17 protein-coding genes are annotated in these 19,184 nt (G+C 60.5%); 6 read left to right on the top strand and 11 right to left on the bottom strand.

Going from position 1 to position 19,184, the window contains the following annotated elements; genetic code table 11:
• Nucleotides 1–147 precede the first annotated feature (147 nt).
• Complete coding sequence (locus ACM62Q_RS02460) at nt 148–1,368, bottom strand: aspartate kinase (protein WP_415033393.1); 1,221 nt, start codon at nt 1,366–1,368, stop codon at nt 148–150.
• A 91-nt stretch (nt 1,369–1,459) separates the two neighbouring features.
• Complete coding sequence (locus ACM62Q_RS02465; protein WP_415033394.1) at nt 1,460–2,386, bottom strand: histone deacetylase family protein; 927 nt, start codon at nt 2,384–2,386, stop codon at nt 1,460–1,462.
• Between the two features lie 148 nt (nt 2,387–2,534).
• On the opposite strand from ACM62Q_RS02465, the gene ACM62Q_RS02470 reads away from it, so the two are divergent.
• The 4 genes from ACM62Q_RS02470 to mltB all read left to right on the top strand — a co-directional run bounded on the left by ACM62Q_RS02470 (nt 2,535) and on the right by mltB (nt 7,658).
• Complete coding sequence (locus ACM62Q_RS02470) at nt 2,535–3,491, top strand: AAA family ATPase (protein WP_415033395.1); 957 nt, start codon at nt 2,535–2,537, stop codon at nt 3,489–3,491.
• A 129-nt stretch (nt 3,492–3,620) separates the two neighbouring features.
• Nucleotides 3,621–4,544 carry a DUF58 domain-containing protein gene (locus ACM62Q_RS02475; RefSeq protein WP_415033396.1) on the top strand — a complete coding sequence of 308 codons (924 nt, stop codon included), beginning with the start codon at nt 3,621–3,623 and terminating at the stop codon, nt 4,542–4,544.
• Between the two features lie 139 nt (nt 4,545–4,683).
• Nucleotides 4,684–6,654 carry a transglutaminaseTgpA domain-containing protein gene (locus ACM62Q_RS02480; RefSeq protein WP_415033397.1) on the top strand — a complete coding sequence of 657 codons (1,971 nt, stop codon included), beginning with the start codon at nt 4,684–4,686 and terminating at the stop codon, nt 6,652–6,654.
• Nucleotides 6,651–7,658 carry a lytic murein transglycosylase B gene (gene mltB, locus ACM62Q_RS02485; RefSeq protein WP_415033398.1) on the top strand — a complete coding sequence of 336 codons (1,008 nt, stop codon included), beginning with the start codon at nt 6,651–6,653 and terminating at the stop codon, nt 7,656–7,658. The genes ACM62Q_RS02480 and mltB overlap by 4 nt, the downstream gene beginning before the upstream one ends.
• Nucleotides 7,659–7,724: 66 nt before the next feature.
• On the opposite strand, the gene rpoS is transcribed toward mltB, so the two are convergent.
• From rpoS to ACM62Q_RS02515, 6 genes are all read right to left on the bottom strand, one after another.
• Complete coding sequence (gene rpoS / locus ACM62Q_RS02490) at nt 7,725–8,651, bottom strand: RNA polymerase sigma factor RpoS (protein ID WP_415033399.1); 927 nt, start codon at nt 8,649–8,651, stop codon at nt 7,725–7,727.
• 2 nt (nt 8,652–8,653) lie between these two features.
• Entirely contained in the window at nt 8,654–9,577 is a 924-nt protein-coding gene (locus ACM62Q_RS02495; RefSeq protein WP_415033400.1) for a peptidoglycan DD-metalloendopeptidase family protein, read from the bottom strand.
• Nucleotides 9,574–10,260 (bottom strand): protein-L-isoaspartate(D-aspartate) O-methyltransferase, encoded by a 687-nt coding sequence (locus ACM62Q_RS02500; protein ID WP_415033401.1) that lies wholly within the window; start codon nt 10,258–10,260, stop codon nt 9,574–9,576. Before ACM62Q_RS02500 ends, ACM62Q_RS02495 begins: the two co-directional genes overlap by 4 nt.
• Nucleotides 10,257–10,997 (bottom strand): 5'/3'-nucleotidase SurE, encoded by a 741-nt coding sequence (surE, locus tag ACM62Q_RS02505; RefSeq protein ID WP_415033402.1) that lies wholly within the window; start codon nt 10,995–10,997, stop codon nt 10,257–10,259. The genes ACM62Q_RS02500 and surE overlap by 4 nt, the downstream gene beginning before the upstream one ends.
• Nucleotides 10,998–11,102: 105 nt before the next feature.
• Nucleotides 11,103–11,423 carry an H-NS family nucleoid-associated regulatory protein gene (locus ACM62Q_RS02510; RefSeq protein ID WP_415033403.1) on the bottom strand — a complete coding sequence of 107 codons (321 nt, stop codon included), beginning with the start codon at nt 11,421–11,423 and terminating at the stop codon, nt 11,103–11,105.
• Nucleotides 11,424–11,512: 89 nt separating this feature from the next.
• The gene (locus ACM62Q_RS02515) at nt 11,513–12,481 is read right to left on the bottom strand and encodes an arsenic resistance protein (RefSeq protein ID WP_415033404.1); all 969 of its coding nucleotides are present in this window, start codon (nt 12,479–12,481) and stop codon (nt 11,513–11,515) included.
• Nucleotides 12,482–12,679: 198 nt separating this feature from the next.
• On the opposite strand from ACM62Q_RS02515, the gene fabI reads away from it, so the two are divergent.
• Nucleotides 12,680–13,477, top strand: a complete 798-nt coding sequence (gene fabI / locus ACM62Q_RS02520; protein WP_415033405.1) for an enoyl-ACP reductase FabI — start codon at nt 12,680–12,682, stop codon at nt 13,475–13,477.
• Nucleotides 13,478–13,553: 76 nt separating this feature from the next.
• Entirely contained in the window at nt 13,554–15,254 is a 1,701-nt protein-coding gene (locus ACM62Q_RS02525) for a SulP family inorganic anion transporter (protein WP_415033406.1), read from the top strand.
• A gap of 87 nt (nt 15,255–15,341) precedes the next feature.
• Here the strand turns inward: ACM62Q_RS02525 and ACM62Q_RS02530 are convergent, their stop codons facing one another.
• From ACM62Q_RS02530 to ACM62Q_RS02540, 3 genes are all read right to left on the bottom strand, one after another.
• Nucleotides 15,342–17,222 (bottom strand): SurA N-terminal domain-containing protein, encoded by a 1,881-nt coding sequence (locus ACM62Q_RS02530; protein ID WP_415033407.1) that lies wholly within the window; start codon nt 17,220–17,222, stop codon nt 15,342–15,344.
• 223 nt (nt 17,223–17,445) lie between these two features.
• Nucleotides 17,446–18,783, bottom strand: coding sequence for a type II toxin-antitoxin system HipA family toxin (locus ACM62Q_RS02535; protein WP_415033408.1), 1,338 nt, complete (start codon nt 18,781–18,783; stop codon nt 17,446–17,448).
• Nucleotides 18,783–19,112: a helix-turn-helix domain-containing protein gene (locus tag ACM62Q_RS02540; RefSeq protein WP_415033409.1), complete on the bottom strand. Its 330-nt coding sequence runs from the start codon at nt 19,110–19,112 to the stop codon at nt 18,783–18,785. Before ACM62Q_RS02540 ends, ACM62Q_RS02535 begins: the two co-directional genes overlap by 1 nt.
• Between the last annotated feature and the right edge of the window lie 72 nt (nt 19,113–19,184).

Here is a 19,184-nt window from a genome sequence, read left to right on the forward strand (position 1 = left end):
ATTCGAACCCTCGATGCAGGTTTTGCCCGCATGCTCCCTTAGCAGGGGAGTGCCTTCGACCTCTCGGCCACGTCTCCAAACCATCCGTTACATGTGCTGTAGCGGAAAGGCGCGGATGATAAAGCTTTCGCGCCTTAGGGTCAAATTTTACTGATCCAGGCCAAAAACGCGGTGCAGGACGCGCACGGCGAGTTCGAGGTATTTTTCGTCGATGACGACAGAAATCTTGATTTCCGAGGTCGAGATCATCTTGATGTTGATACCTTCATCGGCCAGTGCCTTGAACATCTTGGACGCAACGCCGGGGTGCGAGCGCATGCCGACGCCGACGGCGGAGACCTTGCAGATCTTGTCATCACCGGTGACTTCGCGCGCACCGAGGCGCTGGCGCACGCTCTCCAGGATGCCCTGGGCGCGGGCGAAATCGCCACGGCTGACGGTAAAGGAGAAATCCGCACCGCCGTCGTGGGCGACGTTCTGGATGATCATGTCGACGTCGATGTTGGCGGCGGCAATTTCACCGAGAATCTGATAAGCGATGCCCGGGGTGTCAGGCACGCCGAGGATGGTCAGCTTGGCTTCATCACGGTTGAAGGCGATGCCGGAGATGATGGGTTGTTCCATGGTTTTATCTTCCTCAACGGTAATCAACGTGCCTTCACCTTCGTCCTGGAAGCTGGAGAGCACGCGCAGTTTCACTTTGTATTTGCCGGCGAATTCAACCGAGCGGATTTGCAGCACCTTGGAGCCGAGGCTGGCCATTTCCAGCATTTCTTCAAAGGTGACGCTATCGAGTTTTTTTGCTTCCGGCACGATGCGCGGGTCGGTGGTATAGACGCCGTCCACATCGGTGTAAATCTGGCATTCATCGGCTTTTAACGCCGCAGCAAGGGCCACCGCCGAGGTGTCGGAGCCGCCACGGCCCAAGGTGGTGATGTTTCCGGCCGCATCAACCCCCTGAAAGCCGGCCACGATAACGATTTTTCCGGCATCCAGATCGGCGCGGATGTTGGCATCGTCGATCGACAAAATGCGTGCTTTGGTGAAGGTATCGTCGGTGAGCACCTTGACCTGGCCGCCGGTATAGCTTTTGGCATCGACACCGATGGCTTTCAGGCCCATGGCCAGAAGGCCGATGGTGACCTGCTCGCCGGTGCTGACTACGGCATCGAGCTCGCGCGGGTCGGGATTAGGCTGCATTTCCTTGGCCAGCGCAATCAGTTTGTTGGTTTCACCGCTCATCGCCGAGAGAACGACAATGACCTGGTGGCCCTGCGCCTTGAAGCGGGCGATGCGGCGAGCGACATTCTTGATGCGCTCGGGATTGGCGACCGAGGTGCCGCCGTATTTCTGAACAATCAACGCCATGGGTTTATCCGTTCATACGTTGTAAACAATAAAAAAGCGGGCTGGATTCTAACCCAGCCCGGCGTTTTTCCCCCAAAAAAACATACGTCGCTCAAAGATCGGCCAGAACGCGCAAATGCGCCCCGACGCTGCGCGCGAGCGAACTCATGACATAACCGCCTTCGAGCATGGAAACGATGCGTTTTTCACACATTTCGGCGGCCAGTTTTTTCAAATGCTCGGTACACCAGGCGAAGTCTTTTTCAAACAAGCGCAAGCCGCCCATGTCGTCTTCGTAGTGGCCGTCGAAACCGGCAGAAATCAGGATCATCTGCGGCTTGAATTCCTGAAGGCGCGGCGTCCACACTTGCAACACCGCATCGCGGAATTCCTCACCGCCGCAACCAGCGGCCAGCGGCACGTTGCACATGTTGGCGGCAGGGTTGTCGGCACCGGAATAGGGGTAGAACGGGTGCTGGAAGATGCTGCACATCAGCACCTGTTCGTTGCCGGCGAAGCAGTCTTCGGTACCGTTGCCGTGGTGCACGTCGAAATCGATGATGGCAACGCGCTCCAGCCCGTGCGCCTTGATGGCGTGCATGGCGGCGACACCGATGTTGTTGAAGAAGCAAAAGCCCATCGGCGTGGCTTTTTCGCAGTGGTGGCCGGGCGGGCGCACGGCACAGAAGGCGTTTTCGGTTTCTTTTTCCATCACCAGATCGACCGCCATGCAGCCCGCACCGGCAGCGCGCAGCGCGGCCGTCCAGGTGTGCGGATTCATCGCGGTGTCGGGATCGAGATTGACGATGCCCATCTCCGGCGAGGCGCGCTTGATGCGCTCCAGGTGCGACGCCGGATGCACGCGCATGAGTTGCTCAAAGGTCGCGAGCGGCGCTTCGTAATTGACGAAATAAGCATCGATCCCCTGGGCAATCAGGTGATCGTTGATGGCGGTCAGGCGCTGCGGGCATTCTGGGTGATGCGCGCCCATGTCGTGCAACATGCAGTCGCGATGGGTAATGAAGGCGGTCGTCGTCACTTATCGTTCTCTCTTTATCGTGAAACAAAACTGCGACGCATGATAATGCCGCCGGCAGTACCTCGAACGCTGCATTATCAACCGATACCGCAAGCCGCTTCAAGCAATTACATTGCCACATTGTGTATTTCATCGCACTATCCGGCCCATGCTGAGCTCGAATACATCCCCAAAGACTTCCGCCCTGCCCTTTGCCCCCACTCTTGCCGCCGCCAGCCGCGTCATTTTGGGCAAGGAAAACGAATTGCGCCTTGCTGCGGCCTGTCTGCTTGCCGGCGGGCATTTACTGATCGAAGACCTGCCCGGACTGGGCAAAACCACCCTGGCGCAGACTTTGGCCCGCTTGCTCGGCCTGCAGTTCGCGCGCGTGCAATTCACGGCGGATTTGCTGCCCGCCGACATTACCGGCATCAGCATTTTCGAGCGCCAGGGCGCGCCTGGGGAAAGCAGCTTCCGCTTCCTGCCCGGCCCGATTTTCACGCAAGTGCTGCTGGCCGATGAAATCAACCGCGCCACGCCGAAAACCCAGAGCGCGCTCCTGGAAGCGATGGCCGAAGGCCAGGTCAGCGTCGATGGCGAAAGCCGCCCGCTACCCCAGCCGTTTTTCGTCATCGCCACGCAAAACCCGACCAGCCAGATCGGCACCTTTGCCCTGCCGGAATCCCAGCTCGACCGTTTTCTCATGCGCCTGACCCTGGGGTATCCCAATCGCCAGGCCGAGCGCGCCTTGCTGGCGGGTGATGGTGGCCACCTGCAGAGCGCAGCGCTGGCCGCGCTCATCGAACCGGCGCAACTGCTGGCCTGGCAGGCCGAGGTGCGCAGCGTACATGCGTCGGGGCCGCTGATCGATTACCTGCAAGCCCTGCTCGCGGCGAGCCGGGAAAACCCGGCCTGGCGGCATGGCCTGTCGCCGCGCGCCGGGCTGGCGCTCCTCTCGGCTGCCCGCGCCTGGGCCTGGCTGGCCGGACGCAACATGGTCCTGCCCGACGACGTGCAGGCCGTCTTCCTTTCCGTTGCCCAACACCGCCTGCTGTCGGCCAACAACGGCAGCCCAGCCAGCGGCAGCGAAATTTCCCGCCTGCTCGCCAGCGTCGCCATTCCCTGAATGTACCCACAGCAGGTGATCGGGATGGAAGCGCAGCCTCATGCCGAAAAAAACACGCCCGCGCACGCGCCGGCCGCCACCGGCCAAATACCTTTCTGGCGGCGCTTTTTTGTACGCGTGTTTGCGTGCTTGTTCCCTACCCCCCGCCCGCAGAGCGCGCCGTGTACGCTGACCCGGCGCAACATCTACCTCCTGCCCAACCGCAGCGGCCTATTGTTTGCGCTCGTACTGCTCACCCTGCTCCTCGGGGCCATCAATTACAACCTGGCGCTGGGGCACGGGCTGGTGTTTCTGCTCGCCGCACTGGGCCTGGTGAGCCTGGTGCATGCCTTTCGCAACCTGCACGGTTTGTCGCTCACCGCCCGGCGCGCCTCACCCGTATTTGCCGGAGACGTAGCCCAATTCGAGCTCGCCCTCGACAACCCCACACCCCGCCCGCGTTACGCTTTGCGCTTATCGGCCAAGGCAGAACTGCCGCTTGATTTTTCTATCGCCGCGAACCGCCAGGAGTGCGTGCTGGTCGCCTTGCCGAGCCAGCAACGCGGCTGGCTGGAATTGCCGCGTCTGCGCCTGGAAAGCCGCTATCCGCTGGGCTTGTTCACCGCCTGGAGCCTGCCCTGGCCGGCGCTGCGCGTGCTGGTTTATCCGCAGCCCAGCGCCCGCCCCTTGCCGCAAACCAGTGCCGCCAGCAGCGCCGCCGGTACGCACGCCTCCGCGGGCGGCGAGGATTTTTCTGGCCTGCGCGAGCGCCAGCCGGGTGATCCTTTGCGCCACGTCGCCTGGAAGGCCGAGGCGCGCAGCGACGGACGAGGGCCGCTGCTGATCAAGGAATTTTCCGGCACCAGCAGCAGTGAATTGTTACTGGACTGGGCTGAGCTCGAGCCGCGGCTTTCGGTGGAAGAACGCCTGTCCATCCTCTGCGCCTGGGTGTTGCGCGCCAGCCAGGAACAGCGCCGTTTTGCGCTCAGGCTGCCGGGCATCGTGCTCGCCTCGGACAGCGGCGAAGCGCACCGCCTGCGCTGCCTGGAGGCCCTGGCGCTCTATCCGGGGTGAGCGGAATGAAGCCGAAAACCGCATTTCAAACACGGATGACGCGGATGAACGCTGATTTTTCAGTGCGTTTTTGCTCATTTTGCACCTGGGGCATACACCTGCTGGATGCGCGCCCGGACCCCCCAATGATTCTTTCAGCATGAAACGCTGGTTCAAACGCACCGCCCCACCCCCGCCGACACTGGCGCGCAGCGAGCCGCCCTGGCTGTTTGCGGTGGCGCTCGCCACCACGCTGCCGCACGTCTTGACCCAGCCGTTCTGGCTGAGCGCCTGGGCGGCGCTGTGCTGGGCGTGGGCGGTCTTGCTCTGGCGCGGCGACCGCCGTCTGCCGGTGCGCTGGCTGTTGCTGCCTCTGGCGCTCGCCGGGGCGCTGGCGGTGCGGCTCGAATTCGGCAGTTTTTTCGGACGCGAGCCGGGGGTTGCCGTTCTGGTGCTGTTCATGGCCCTGAAACTGCTCGAAATGCGCCAGCGCCGCGATGCGGTGGTGGTCATCATGCTCGGTTATTTCCTGCTGCTGACGCATTATTTTGCAGCGCAAGACATCCCCACGGCGCTCTGGATGCTGTTTACCCTGTGGTTGATCACGGCGGCACTGCTACGCCTGCACGCCGGCGTACTCGCCGTGCGCCCGCTGCTGGCGCAATCGGCGCGCCTGCTGGCGCAGGCCATGCCGTTGATGCTGATTTTCTACCTCTTTTTTCCGCGCATCCCCGGCCCGCTGTGGGGCATGCCGCAAGACGCCTTCAGCGCCAGAACCGGCCTCAGCGAGAGCATGGCACCCGGCAGCATCGGGCAACTGGTACAGAACGGCGCGATTGCCTTTCGCGCGCGCTTTGCCACTGCGCCGCCGGCACAAAACCGCCTGTACTGGCGCGGCCCGGTGCTGGAAATTTTCGACGGCCGGCGCTGGCAAAGCGCCCCGCCTGCGCCAGCCCAGGCTGAGAGCGAAACCACAATCGAAGCCCTGAGCGCGCCAGTGCACTACGAACTGACGCTGGAAGCGCACGGCCAGCGCTGGCTACTGGCGCTGGATGCGCCGCAGCGTCTGCCTGCGGACGCTCGCACCGACACCCGGCTCACCACCCTGTTGCCACGCGCGCTGGAAAGCCGCCACCGCTTTCGCCTGAGCGCCGCCCTCGATTACCGTTTCAACCGCGAGGAAACGCAGGCGGTGCGTGCGGCCAATCTCGCCCTGCCCGCCGGCTTCAACCCGCGCACCCTGGCGCTGGCCGCCGAGTGGCGCGCGCGCAACAGCCCGGAGGAGATCATCGCCACGGCGCTGGCGCATTTTCGCAACGAAGCGTTTTACTACACACTGCAACCGCCGCAGCTCGGGCACCACAGCGTCGATGATTTTCTGTTCTCTACCCGGCGCGGCTTTTGCGAGCACTATGCCGCGGCCTTCGTGGTGCTGATGCGCGCCGCCGGCATTCCGGCGCGGGTGGTGACGGGGTATCAGGGCGGCGAGATCAATCCGCACGACGGTTTTCTCGTAGTGCGCCAGTCAGACGCCCATGCCTGGGCCGAAGTGTGGCTGGCGGAACACGGCTGGGTGCGCATCGACCCGACCGCAGCGGTTGCGCCGCAGCGCATCGAACAGGGGTTGGCCAACGCGCTTTCCGCAGGCGAGCCCCTGCCCTTCTTCATGCGCGCCGGAAACGACTGGCTGCGCCCTTTGCTGCGCCGCTGGGAAGCGCTCAATAACGCCTGGCAACAGGAAGTGCTGGGCTACGACTCGTTGCGTCAGCGCGATCTACTGGAAAAACTGGGGCTGCCCGGCGGCTGGCAGACGCTGGCCTGGCTGCTGGGCAGTCTGAGCCTCCTGAGCCTGGGGCTGCTGACCCTGCTTCTGCTACATCAACGCCACAAACTCCCGCCCGAAATACGCATCTGGCAAGACGCCCTGCGTCGAACCGGGGTACACTGCGCGCCGTCCGAAAGCCCGCTGGCGCTGGCCGAGCGCCTGCAAAAAGAACACCCCGAACTGGCCCGCCAACTGCACCCCGTGATTAGCGCCTTCCTTCACGTTCGTTACGCCCCTGACGGCAGCGAACATCTTGCCGCCTTGCGCGCCGCCGCAGCGGCCCTGCCCCGCCGGAGTTTCCTGTGAATCGTGTACGTCATTTCCTGGCCGCCTGCTGCCTTGCCCTCGCCAGCACGGCAGGCGCGCAAACCATCGCCGAATTACCGCAAGCCCTTGCCTTTGCCGAGGATCTGGCGCAACGCCAAGGTTTTTCGGCGGCAGAGTTGATCGCGCAGATGACGCAGTTGCGCACCAACCCGCGCGTCATTCAGCTGATGGAGCCGCCGAGTTCGCCCGGCCAGCGTTCGTGGACGCGTTATCGCGCCCGTTTCATCGAACCCAAGCGCATTCAAGGCGGCCTGCGCTTCTGGCAAGAAAACGCCGCCACCCTGGCGCGCGCCCGCGCGCTGTATGGTGTGCCGGAAGAAATCATCGTCGCCATCATCGGTGTCGAAACCTTTTACGGGCGTATCACCGGCAACTTCGGCGTCTATGAAGCCTTGGCCACCCTGGCTTTCGACTACCCCCGGCGAGCGGAATTTTTCCGCACTGAACTGGAACAATTCCTGCTCATGAGCCGCGAAAACGCAGTTGATCCACTGACCATCAAAGGCTCTTTTGCCGGCGCACTGGGCATTCCGCAATTCATGCCAGGCAGCTTGCGCCGCTACGCCGTCGATTTCGACAACGACCAACGCATCGATCTCGCCAACAGCGTGCCAGATGCGATTGGCAGCGTGGCACGCTTTCTCGAACAACACGGCTGGCAAAAAGATGCCGCCATTGCTGTACCGGCCCGCCTGCAGGAGAGCGCCCCCGCCGAGCGCTGGCTGGAAGCCGGCATCCGCCCGACGCTACGCGCCGGCAATCTCCTTGCCGAGGGCCTGCACGCCGACATCGCCGCGGATGCCCAGGTCTGCCTGATCGACCTCGTCAGCCCGGCGCAAAGTACGGAATACTGGCTGGGTCTGGAGAATTTTTACGTCATCACCCGCTACAACCGCTCAAGCTTTTACGCCATGTCGGTGTTTCAACTCGCGGAAGCGATGCGCCTGGCAAAAATTGCAGCAAACGCATTGGCGCAACAATAAACTGCGCCGTGTTGCATGGCATCGGCCCGGCCGTGCTCAGCTTTCCTGAACACAGCCTAGCGTCACTCACAGCAAAGCCTCGCCCCCCATGCGCTGGCGGCGCAGATGTTCGTGCAGACGCCGCAAGGCTTCCTGCTGAATCTGGCGCACTCGCTCGCGGGTCAGGCCGAGCGCCTCGGCGAGGGCTTCCAGGGTTTCCGTATCGCAGCCATTCAGGCCGTAACGGCGCTCAATGATGTAACGCTGACGTTCCGTCAGCTCATGCAAGCTGGCAGCAACCAAGGTTTCGATTTGCTGGCGCTCCAGACTGCTTTCTGGATCGCTGCCTGGCGCATCGTCGACGATGAATTCGACCATGCTGTGATTGGCATCGATGTCGAGCGGCGCATCGAGTGATGCGATGTGCTCATTCAGCGCCAGAATGCGCTGCACATCCGCCAGCGGACGATCGAGCAGACGCGCTACTTTTTCCGGACTGGCCTCGTGCGGATCGTCGAGCGCCAAATGGCGTAACGCGCGCAGCACCAGGTTGATTTCCTTCACCACATGCACCGGCAGACGAATGGTGCGCGCCTGATTCATCAGACTGCGCTCGATGTGCTGGCGTATCCACCAGGTGGCGTAGGTGGAAAAACGAAAACCGCGCTCCGGATCGAATTTCTCCAGCGCGTGCATGAGGCCGAGATTGCCCTCTTCGATCAAATCGAGCAGCGCCATGCCCCGGTTTTGGTAGCGGCGCGCCAGATACACCACGAGGCGCAGATTGCGCTCGATCATCGTTTGCCGCGCGCGCATATCGCCTGCCTGCGCCCGGCGCGCCGTGGCGAGCTCTTCTTCGGCACTGAGCAAGGGGTGCTCGCCGATTTCGTTCAAATAGGTTTGGGTGATGTCGCCCAGCAAGCTGCCGGCATCGGCAGAGGCCTCATGCAGCGCGGCGTTCCAAGCCGCATCCGGCGACGGCAGATCCTCGTCCTGGTCGTCGCCGCGGCCCATCGTCAGCGCTTGGGCAAGAAAGGCAGGGGATCGACCGGCATACCTTGACGCCGAATTTCAAAATGCAGCTTGACGCGATCGGTGCCGCTATTGCCCATTTCAGCGATTTTCTGGCCTTGGGTCACGCTCTGCCCCTCTTTCACCAGCAATTTGCTGTTGTGCGCATAGACCGAGAGCAGATCGGTACTGTGTTTCACAATAACGAGCTTGCCGTAACCCGGCGGGCCATTGCCAGCAAAAAGCACCTTGCCTTCGCCGGCGGCCTGCACGGCATCGCCTTGTTTGCCTGCAAAGTCGATGCCTTTATTGCTGCTGCCGTTGTAAGGGGCGGAAATTTTCGCTTCGCTCGGCCAGATCAAACCGGCTCCGGCGGCTTGCGCCGCCCCCGCTGGCACGGTCGTGGCGGTGGGGGCTTCCGTAACGGCGGGCGGCGAGGTGTTTGCCGGTGCCGGCGCAGCGGCAGGCGTTCCATTCAAGCGGGCCTGCGCCTCTTCCGAATACGGCACTTTGCCGCCGCGCGGTTCCTGCAGCACACCACCGGCCGGCTTGGTAACTGCCGATGCACCGCCCTCCAGGGCGCGCGTCTCAACCCCTCCGGCACTGCCGATGGGTGTCGCTTTCACTTCTGCCGCACCGCCCCCCCCCGCGTTCGCCGCAGCAGCTTGGCGCAAACGCAGAATCTGCCCAACCGGCAACAGGGCGGGATTGTCGATGCCGTTGAGCTCGGCCAACTCGGCCGGCGTCATCCCGTGTTCGCGGGCGATGCGGTACAAGGTGTCCCCCGCCTTGACCTGGTATTCCCCCGGGCCAGCCTGACGCGCTGCCGCCGTCGGGGCGCTGGGTTCGCGCGTCACAGCGGGGGCCGGAGCCTGCGAGCAGGCCGTCGCGGTCAAGATAAAAAACAGGGGAAAATAAAGTTTGCTCATTGTATTCCTGGCAAGAGCGGGACGAAGCGAACCGGGTCCAAACGCGTCTCGACAAAGCCTTCCGAGGTGTATTCAAGCATGCAAAGATACTGTGATTCGCCCCCAACCGGCAAGACCAGACGCCCGCCGGGTGCCAGCTGACGCAACAAATCTGCCGGAATCGCAGCACCGGCTGCCGCCACGATGATGCTGTCAAAAGGGGCGGCTTCCGGCAAACCAAAATGGCCATCGGCAAGTTTCAAGCGCACGTTGAACTGCTGCAACACGCGCATATGCGTCTTGGCTTTGTCGAGCAAAGCGGCCAGCCGCTCGACGCTATAGACCTCGGGGCTCAACTGCGCCAGCACCGCCGCCTGATAACCGCAACCGGTCCCCACTTCCAGGGTTTTACCCAACCCCGGACGGTTGTTGAGCAGTAATTCGATCATCCGCGCCACGATGTACGGCTGAGAAATCGTCTGCCCCAACCCCAAAGGCAGGGCAGTGTCTTCGTAAGCCCGGGAAGCGAGCGCTTCTTCAACAAAAATATGGCGCGGCACGGCGCTCATCGCCTGTAACACCCGCTCATTGGCAATGCCTTTTTGCCGCAGCCGCTCGATCATGCGCGCGCGCGTGCGCTGCGAGGTCATGCCTATGCCTTGCACACCGTGACGCGCGGCCGGCGAAGAAGAAGCGGAATTCATGCCACCCACTGCCGAATGCGGCTGAGTTGATCCGCGTGCGTCAAATCGATTTGCAAAGGCGTGACCGACACCCACCCTTGCGCCACGGCATGAAAATCCGTACCCGGCCCGGCGTCTGCCGCCGCACCGGCGGCACCGATCCAATACACGGTTTCCTTACGCGGCGACACACTGCGCACCACGGGTTCCGCTTTATGTCGGCGGCCCAGGCGGGTGACTTCCAAACCCTGGATTTCAGAAAAAGGAATATCCGGAATATTGACGTTCAATAAAACCGGCTCATTGACCGGCTGCTGAATATGGCGCTCGACCAGTTGATGCGCAATGCGCCCGGCGGTGGCGAAATGGCGGCAATCAAAGGTCGTCATCGACAAGGCAATCGACGGAATACCCAACAAATAACCTTCGGTGGCCGCTGCCACCGTGCCGGAATAAATCGTATCGTCGCCCATATTGGCCCCGGCATTGATGCCGGAAACCACCAGATCCGGCATGGCATCGAGCATGCCACTGACCGCCAGATGCACGCAATCAGTCGGCGTGCCGTTGACATAGTAAAACCCGTTGGCGGCCTGTTTGACGATCAACGGCCGATCCAAGGTCAAAGAATGGCTTGCGCCACTGCGATTTTGCTCCGGGGCGACCACCACGACCTCGCCAAAATCCGACAAAGCCTCGGCCAATGCCGCCAGCCCCGGCGCAAAATAACCGTCATCATTGCTTAAAAGAATACGCATGTTTGATCCACGCCCGCACGCGGGCGACACGGCCTGGGAGCGACAACCCCCAGGCACGGCAAACCCCTGCACAGGGGCGCTCCAACAAAAGTTCGTTATTCTAAATCAAGCAACCAACAAAGCTTCCATACTGCCTTGCTCGGCCAACCAGGTTTCCACCCATTTCGGCTTGCGCCCGCGCCCGCTCCAACTCAGGCCGGCGTCGAGCGGATGGCGGTATTTCACGCTCACCTTGCGCCCCGGAGCGCCTTTTTGCTTGATCTTGTCAGAAAACAGCTCATCGACACTAAAGCCGCGCGATTGCGCCAAGTGCACCAGCTCGTTACGCAGCGCTTCACGCTCTTGCACTGCGCGCAACTTCAATTCTGCGGTAACGGCTTCTTGCAGGCTGCGCAATTCAGAAAAATTCAAAGCAGACAGATTCATCGCAAACTCCTGTTAAATAAAACGCCTGGCAATTTAATCGAATTACACAGCTTTTTCAATCCAATGCCCATATAAATTTAAATTTGGTTTTAAGCAGGCTTTGCACCGAATAATCTATCGGTTAATTTCACATACCATGCTGCCGATTGCACCTGAATGATGTAAGCCAAGGTGATCAATAAAGCCGCATCAGAGCCTGCCGCACCAAAAGCATTCATCGCCAAAGCCAGGGCAATCGATAAATTACGCATTACTGTGCCATAAACCAGGGCAATGGCCTCGCCGCGTGGCAACAAGCTGCGCGCCACCAAGGTGCTCAGTGCGTAATTGATGCCATAGAGCGCCAATAGCGGCATAAATAATTGCAATAACTCTGCCGGCTGCGCCAATAATTGCTGCGCTTTCAAGGCCATGGCAACAAACACGATACCCAGCACACCGAGTGTGGAGAAGGGCGGAAAACGCGGCCCCCATTCGCTTTGGAATATTTTTTGCCCGTATTTTTTGAGCAGAAAACGCTGCGTCAACTGCCCCGCCAGCATGGGCAAAAAAACGATGAACAAAATCTGCCAGAACACCGCCAGCAAATCGACCGACACCGCCGCCCCCATCAACCACTGCAAATAAAATGGCGTTACCAACGAACCCAGGATCAACCCGAGTACCGTCATTTTAATCGCCACGACGAGATTGCCACCGGCAAAACCCGTCCAGGAAATGGTCATCCCCGAAGTTGGCAGCAAAGCGGCCAGCAACAAACCGATTGCATAAAAAGGCTGCTCAGGAAAGAACAGGCGGCCCAAAGCATAAGCGACAAAAGGGATGATGGCGAAATTGATGAGTTGCGCCAAAACTTGCGCCTTGCCGCCGCCCCCTTCGCGCAAGGTGGCAACTTTCAAAGTCACCATCATCGGATACACCATGAGAAAGGTCAGCGGCACGACGAGGTGGCGCATGCCCTGCGTCGGCATTAGCACGCCATAAAGAAAACCGAGCAGCATGGTGAGCGGAATGGCGAGCGTCAGGTGTTTGGTCAGGCGGGCGAGAAGGCCGATCATGGCATCTCCTTCAGTTGGAAAATAAGCATTGGATTATATTCCCAAGGCAGAAGCTTGCGTCTATTTTCTGCCGCAGTCGACGCCTTCTTCCCTGACACAACGCCTCTTCAAGAAGGCACATAGGGCTGCGAATGGCTGCGAATGGCGCACATTCTCGGTTTATAATTCCGCGGCTAAACCCCTAGGGAGAAAAATTTCATGGGCTTTCTTGCTGACAAAAAAATTCTGCTCACCGGACTCTTGTCCAAGCATTCCATCGCCTATGGCATCGCCAAAGCCTGCCACCGCGAAGGTGCGCAGCTCGCCTTTACCTACCAGAGCGAGCGCTTTGAAGAACGCATCAAGAAATTTGCTGCCGAATTCGGCAGCGACGTGGTGATTCCGCTCGATGTCGCCAGCGACGAACAAATCGACAACGCCTTCGCCGCGCTGCGCCAGCACTGGGACGGCCTCGACGGCCTGGTGCATTCCATTGCCTATGCCCCGACCGAAGCCATCGAGGGCGATTTTCTCAACGGCATCTCGCGCGAAGCCTTTCGCATCGCCCACGAAATTTCGTCTTACAGCTACCCGGCACTCGTCAAGGCGGCCCGCCCGATGATGCAGGGGCGCAAAGCGTCTGCCCTGGCCCTGACTTACCTCGGTGCAGAAAAAACCATGCCCAATTACAACACCATGGGCCTGGCCAAAGCCAGCCTGGAGGCGGCCACCCGTTATCTGGCTTTCTGCCTCGGCCCGGAAGGTATCCGCGCCAACGCCATTTCCGCCGGCCCGATCAAAACCCTGGCGGCTTCCGGCATCGGCAATTTCGGCAAACTGCTCTCGTACAACTCGCACCATGCACCACTGCGCCGCAATGTGACCATCGACGAAGTCGGCAACGCCGCCGCCTTCATGCTCTCTGACTTGGCCAGCGGCATCACCGGCGAAATCATGTATGTCGATGGCGGCATGAACACCACCGCACTGGGCAACGCCGAGCCGCTGCCCGCTTAAGGCGTGTCTGCCTTGCCTCGCAACGCCGGCCCGGTTTCTCCCGGCCGGCGTTTTGTTTTCATGCAACGGCCCGAACATGCGCTGGCGGCCTGACTGGGCCGCGCCCTATCCGCGCGAACATCTGGGCAGCGACGTCGTAGCCGGCCTCGTCACCGCCCTACTGGTCATTCCACAAAGCCTCGCCTACGCGCTGCTCGCCGGCTTGCCGCCGCAGGCCGGTCTGTACGCTTCCATCCTGCCGGCCATTGCCTACGCCTGGCTGGGCAGCAGCCGGGTGCAGGCGGTAGGGCCGGTGGCGATCACTTCGCTCATGACCTACGCCGTGCTCTCGCCGCTGGCGACACCGGGCTCGCCCCTCTATCTCAGCCTCGCCGCCACGCTCGCCCTCGGCTGCGGCCTCTTGCTCATCGCCGCCGCCTGGCTGCGCCTGGGTTTTCTCGCCCAACTTTTGAGCCGCCCGGTCATTAACGGTTTCATCAGCGGCTCGGCGATTTTGATCATCCTCAGTCAGCTCAAATATTTTTTCACCTTGCCCAGCGCAGCGCCCGATGTCGGCGCGGCCATTGCGGCCCTCGGCCAAGGCGAATTCTGGGACATCAACAGCAGCATCGGCCTGGGGAGCTTACTCATCCTCGCCCTGACGCGCCGCTGCGCCACCCACTACCGCTCGATGCAGACGCCCGGCGCTCGAGGCGTGCTGTTTCTGCTACGCCTTTTGCCCTTGCTGCTCATTTTTGCCGCCACCGCACTCGTGGCAAATTTTGCTCTCACCACCCACTACCCGCTGCGCGTCGTCGGTAGTTTTTCGACGGCGACACCGCTTCAGCTGCCCGTTTTACCCAGCCTGACGCACGTCAGCAACCTACTGTTGCCCATGGCCTTGCTCGCCCTGGTCGGCATGGTGCAAAACATCTCCATGGCGCAAACCCTGGCCAGTAAACGGCGCGAGCGCATCGATAGCAATGCCGAATTGCACGGCCTGGGTTGGGCCAATCTACTTGCCGCCGGCTGTGGCGGCATGCCCGTTGGCGGCGGACTGTCGCGCACTGCGATCAATGTTGCGGCCGGCGCACAAACACCGCTGGCAAGCATCGTTGCCGGCGTCGTCATGCTCGTCGTCGCGCTTGGCGCAGCGCCACTTTTTGCGCAGGTGCCGCTCGCCATGCTTGCCGCCAGCATCATCGTCGCCGCCTGGGGCATGCTCGACCTGCACGCGCTGCGCCGCGCCTGGCAATACGACCGGGCCGATGGCATCGCCGCCCTGGGAACCGCCTTGGGCGTAGGTTTTCTCGGCCTGGAAAGCGGCATCGCCCTAGGCGTTCTATTTTCTCTTGCCACCCACCTCTACCGCGCCAGTACGCCGCACATCGCCATTGTCGGCCGCCTGCCCAACAGCACGCATTTTCGCAATATCGAGCGTCACAAGGTCGACACCCTGGCCCATGTGCTGTTTTTACGCATCGATGAAAGCCTGTTTTTTGGCAACCTGGCCGCCGTCGAAAGCCGCCTACGCGATGCCTTGGCACAACAGAACGCGTTACGCGACGTCGTTTTCATCATGAGCGCCGTAAATTGGATCGATGCCACCGCCGCCGAAGCACTCGCCGATTGGGCAGAAGAACTGGCCTTACGCGGCATCCGCCTGCATCTAGCGGAGATCAAAGGCCCCGTGCAGGATCGCCTGGCGCACGCGCCCTGGTGGCAAACGCCAGAGCAGAAGCTGCACGGCAAGATTTTTCTCTCCGCGCACGATGCTTACGAAGCGCTGAAATCTTGATTCGCCTGCAGCAAAACAGCGACAAAAAAGGCGGTTACCAACCGCCTTTTTTGTCGCTTGATGCAAAATTTGTGCAAACAGACGCGGTCAGCGTTCGCTCGCCCCCGCCAGGGCCTTGGCATTGACATCCACCTTGTAGCGCGCGCGCAGAGCGCTCAGATACATCGCCACTTCTTGTTGCGCGGCGAAGCTGCGTAGCTGCCCTTGCAGGCTTTGCCGGCGTGCTGCATCCATTTCGGTGCCCGCCGCCACCTTGCTCAATCGATACAAGGCATACCCCTTGCCGGGCAGATCAACGCCGACGTAGGCCGGCAGCTTGGCGGCATCCATCTTGAACACCAGGGGGGCGGCTTGCGGCGGCAGCAAACGGGCATCCATACGCGACACCAGTTTGTCGGCACCCCAGGCGAGCTGATCTGTGCCGCCTTGCAAGGCACTCAAGCGCGCCTCGCCATCGGCGCGCGCCAATTTTTGCGCTTCCTGACCCAGGAGCAATTTTTCGATGGTCGCCTGCAAACCTTCGAAAGGCTGCACCGAAGCCGCTTTGTATTCAGCAATTCGCGCCGCAACCAAGGTGTTTTGACCGACATCGACGGCTTCCGTATTGCGCTTGTTTTTGACTGCTTCATCGCCAAATACGGCGGCCAAGAGCTTGGCATTTCCGAGAACGCCATTGGCCGGATTGGCTTCGCGCCCGATCCAGTCACTTTTCTGAATTTTCAGTTTGAACTGATCGGCCACCGGCTGCAGGCTATCCGACTGCTCATAGACCATATTGCTGAAACTCTCTGCTGCTTCGGCAAATTTACGCGCGGCGGCGGCAGTTTTCAGCTCATTTTCAATTTCAGAACGCACCTCGGCGAGCGGTTTTTCACGCGCCGCGTGGCTCCCCGTCAGCTTGATGATGTGAAAACCAAAATCCGATTCGACCAAGCCCGAGATAGCCCCCTCCTGCAAGGAGAAGGTGGCATCCTCGAAGGGTTTCACCATCATGCCGCGCGCAAAAAAGCCCAGATCGCCCCCCTGCGCCGCCGAACCCGGATCGTCGGAGTGCTTCTTGGCCAACTCGGCAAAAGCCCCCGGCTTGGCATTGACTTCCTGCAACACCTCTTCGGCCTTCGCTCGCGCCTTGTCTTTACCAAGCTTTTCCAGGCCAATCAAAATATGGCTGGCGCGGCGCTCTTCCGGCTGCTGGTAACGCTCTTTATGCCCCTCGTACCACGCCTTGATTTCCTCGTCGCTGACGCTGGCAGCAACACTTTGCGCATCGAGCACGAGATATTCGACCTTGGCTTGGTCGGGCGTGCGGAACTGTTCATTGTTTTCGTCATAAAACTTTTTCGCCGCGCCTTCCTCAAGCTTGACTTTGGCAGCATAGTTTTCAACCGGCAAAACGAATTCCTGGACGTGGCGGATCTCGCTTTGCAAGGCCAGCACCTTGTCCGTGATGCGCTGCGAAACGATGCCCGAGCGCCCAATGGTGCCCGCCAGCTGCTGCAAGGCCAAATCCTGACGCACCTGCGCTTCAAACCCTGTCGGCGACATGCCTTGCGCATTCAGCAGCGCTTCATAACGTTTTTGTGAAAACTGCCCGCTTTCATCGTGAAATGCCGCAATCGCCGCAATCGCCTGGCGCACAGCATCATCGCTGGCGAACAAATGGCGTTTGCGCGCTTCCTGAAAGAGCACGCGCTGATCGATCAAATCATCGAGAATGGCTTGGCGAAATTCCGGGTTATCCAGGATTTTTGGATCCACTTCACCCATTTGCGCCCGCAATCTTTCTTGCTGTTCGCGCACCGCCTGCTGGAATTCCTGCTGTGAAATCTTGACTTCCCCGACCTTGGCCACATCGGCCCCGGCCCCGCTGTCACGGAAGGAATCGACACCAAAAAAGGCAAAGGGCAGCGCAATCAAAACCAGGAAAACCTGCACAATTTTCTTGTTGTTACGAACAGCATCAAACATACACACAAAATCCTTGGTTGGCGTTTCGACGAACCCCGGCCGCTACTCAACAGGCGGCCGCCGCAAAGTGCGCAATGATACCGCACTTGCCTGCAGCGCACCGCGCCCCATCGATGCAAAAAGCCAGCGCGCAAACATTGGACGGAAAAACAAAACTCCCGCACGCGGGCGGGAGTTTTCGGGCGTCAAACGCGATTTACGTCGTCCGACTTACACCGCGGGACTAAACACCTAGCGCAAGGCTCTTACCAAGCCGATCCGACGACCACTGAAGCCCCTTGGTGATCGCCTCAAACACATCCATTGGATACCCATCGGGCAGCAATGCCGCCGTCTTATCAATCACGCTCGGCGTCATCGCGATCAGCTCTTCGATAAGCCGTATCGCAGAATCATGCGGAATACGGCACTGCTCTGCCAAGCGCACGAAATGCCGGGCCTGTACCTTTTCCAACTGGTAGTGTGCATTTGTGCTGCGGAGCGCCATTGCCAGCTTGAGCTCTTTGTAGTTAAGCAAATTGTCCCCCTGCCCGGTCACTGGCCAGGCAGAAAGCACGTCGTACATCGGCGTCATTTCGTACGCCGACCCCGGTAGCAGTCGGATCGAGAAATTTTTGGCGTGGCCATCTGTTGCCGCCAACATCCAAAACAGGACCTGCGTACGGAAAAATGTCTCCAGGTCTTGGCCATTGCGTGAATACACCAGTTTTTCGACGATTTCCGCGTGCCCAGGCCCACCATCGCTTTCGTACTTCAGCGCACTCTGACAGCCGAGTGCCTGGCAAAAATCCTCTTGTGGCAATCGCAGCCAGTATCCCTCCGCCATCCGCTGGCGGTCGAAGCGGGTCACCAGTAGCGCCTTTTGATCTTCGAACGTCGCCATCGCAGTCTCGGCAACCGGAATGCCGAACAAATCCAGCAACTGAGCGCACAACCACTCGTTTTCCACTGACGTGCGCATATCTGCTTTGCGTGCACCGACCAGGCCCAAAGGCAGTTTGAAGATGTGCGTCGTCGGCGTGGCCCCGTGCGGCAAGCACCACTGGCCTTCAATCAAGGTAAGCGCAGTTTTTTCCTGCGCCCCCGCAATCGAGATACGAAAATCCGCGTGCTCCTCCCGGTGGATTCCGCCGCTGGGCAGGATCGTGTCGCGTAGGGCCTGCGCCACCTTGGCCTCGGTCAGGAGCGTCGCTTCCGTTTTGCGGTAATCGGTCGGCTCGCTGCCCAGGGGCATCAGTTGGGCCGCGCCCACGCAGTCCTGGCCGATCGCTTCCAGCAAATCGAAAGCGCCTCGCGTTGCGGTCCCGAAGCGTGCCTGCAAGCGCTTGCGGATCGGGTCGCTGTCCGGCAGCAGGTTGTCAAAGTAGGCCCCTACTGCCGCAGTCCGGATAACACCGGTTTGCAGCGGCAGCGACAACGACAGCGGTCGCCGGCGCTCGGACTGCAGCCAGTCCTCGTCGTAGCGCAATTGATCGTAGCCATTTGGCGATATCGTCCAGTACGCTACTCGAGTGCCATTCATCCAAAGCGCCAAGACCCGCTGATGTGACTTGCGCCCCATCACCAGTCCTCGCGTGGTGTACTGCCGGGGCTCGCCTCCTGCGCGCGGAGCATCACTTCCAGCCCCAGCGTTTTTGCGAGCACCAGCAGTCGAGCCAGATTAAGCTCCGCTGGGTTCTGCTCCAACTCAGAGAACCAGCTCTGGCTGATGTTAAGGCGCGTCGCAACTTGACTCTGCGACATCTTCCTTGCGCGGCGCTGGTCCCGCAAGATGGCACCCAACTGCTCCGGTGTGTGAATAGTAGTTAACGAGGTTAGTAAAGGCATATGCGCCTCGGATATCGGTAATGGCAATATATTCACTTTACCGCCAATGGCAATAAAACGCAAATATCGCCCTCAGCGATAAGCCATAAATATCGCTGAGAGTGATAAACTAAACCCGATAGCGCTCTATCGGCG

This window comes from Azonexus sp., from assembly GCF_047638095.1.
Classification (GTDB): Bacteria; Pseudomonadota; Gammaproteobacteria; order Burkholderiales; family Rhodocyclaceae; genus Azonexus.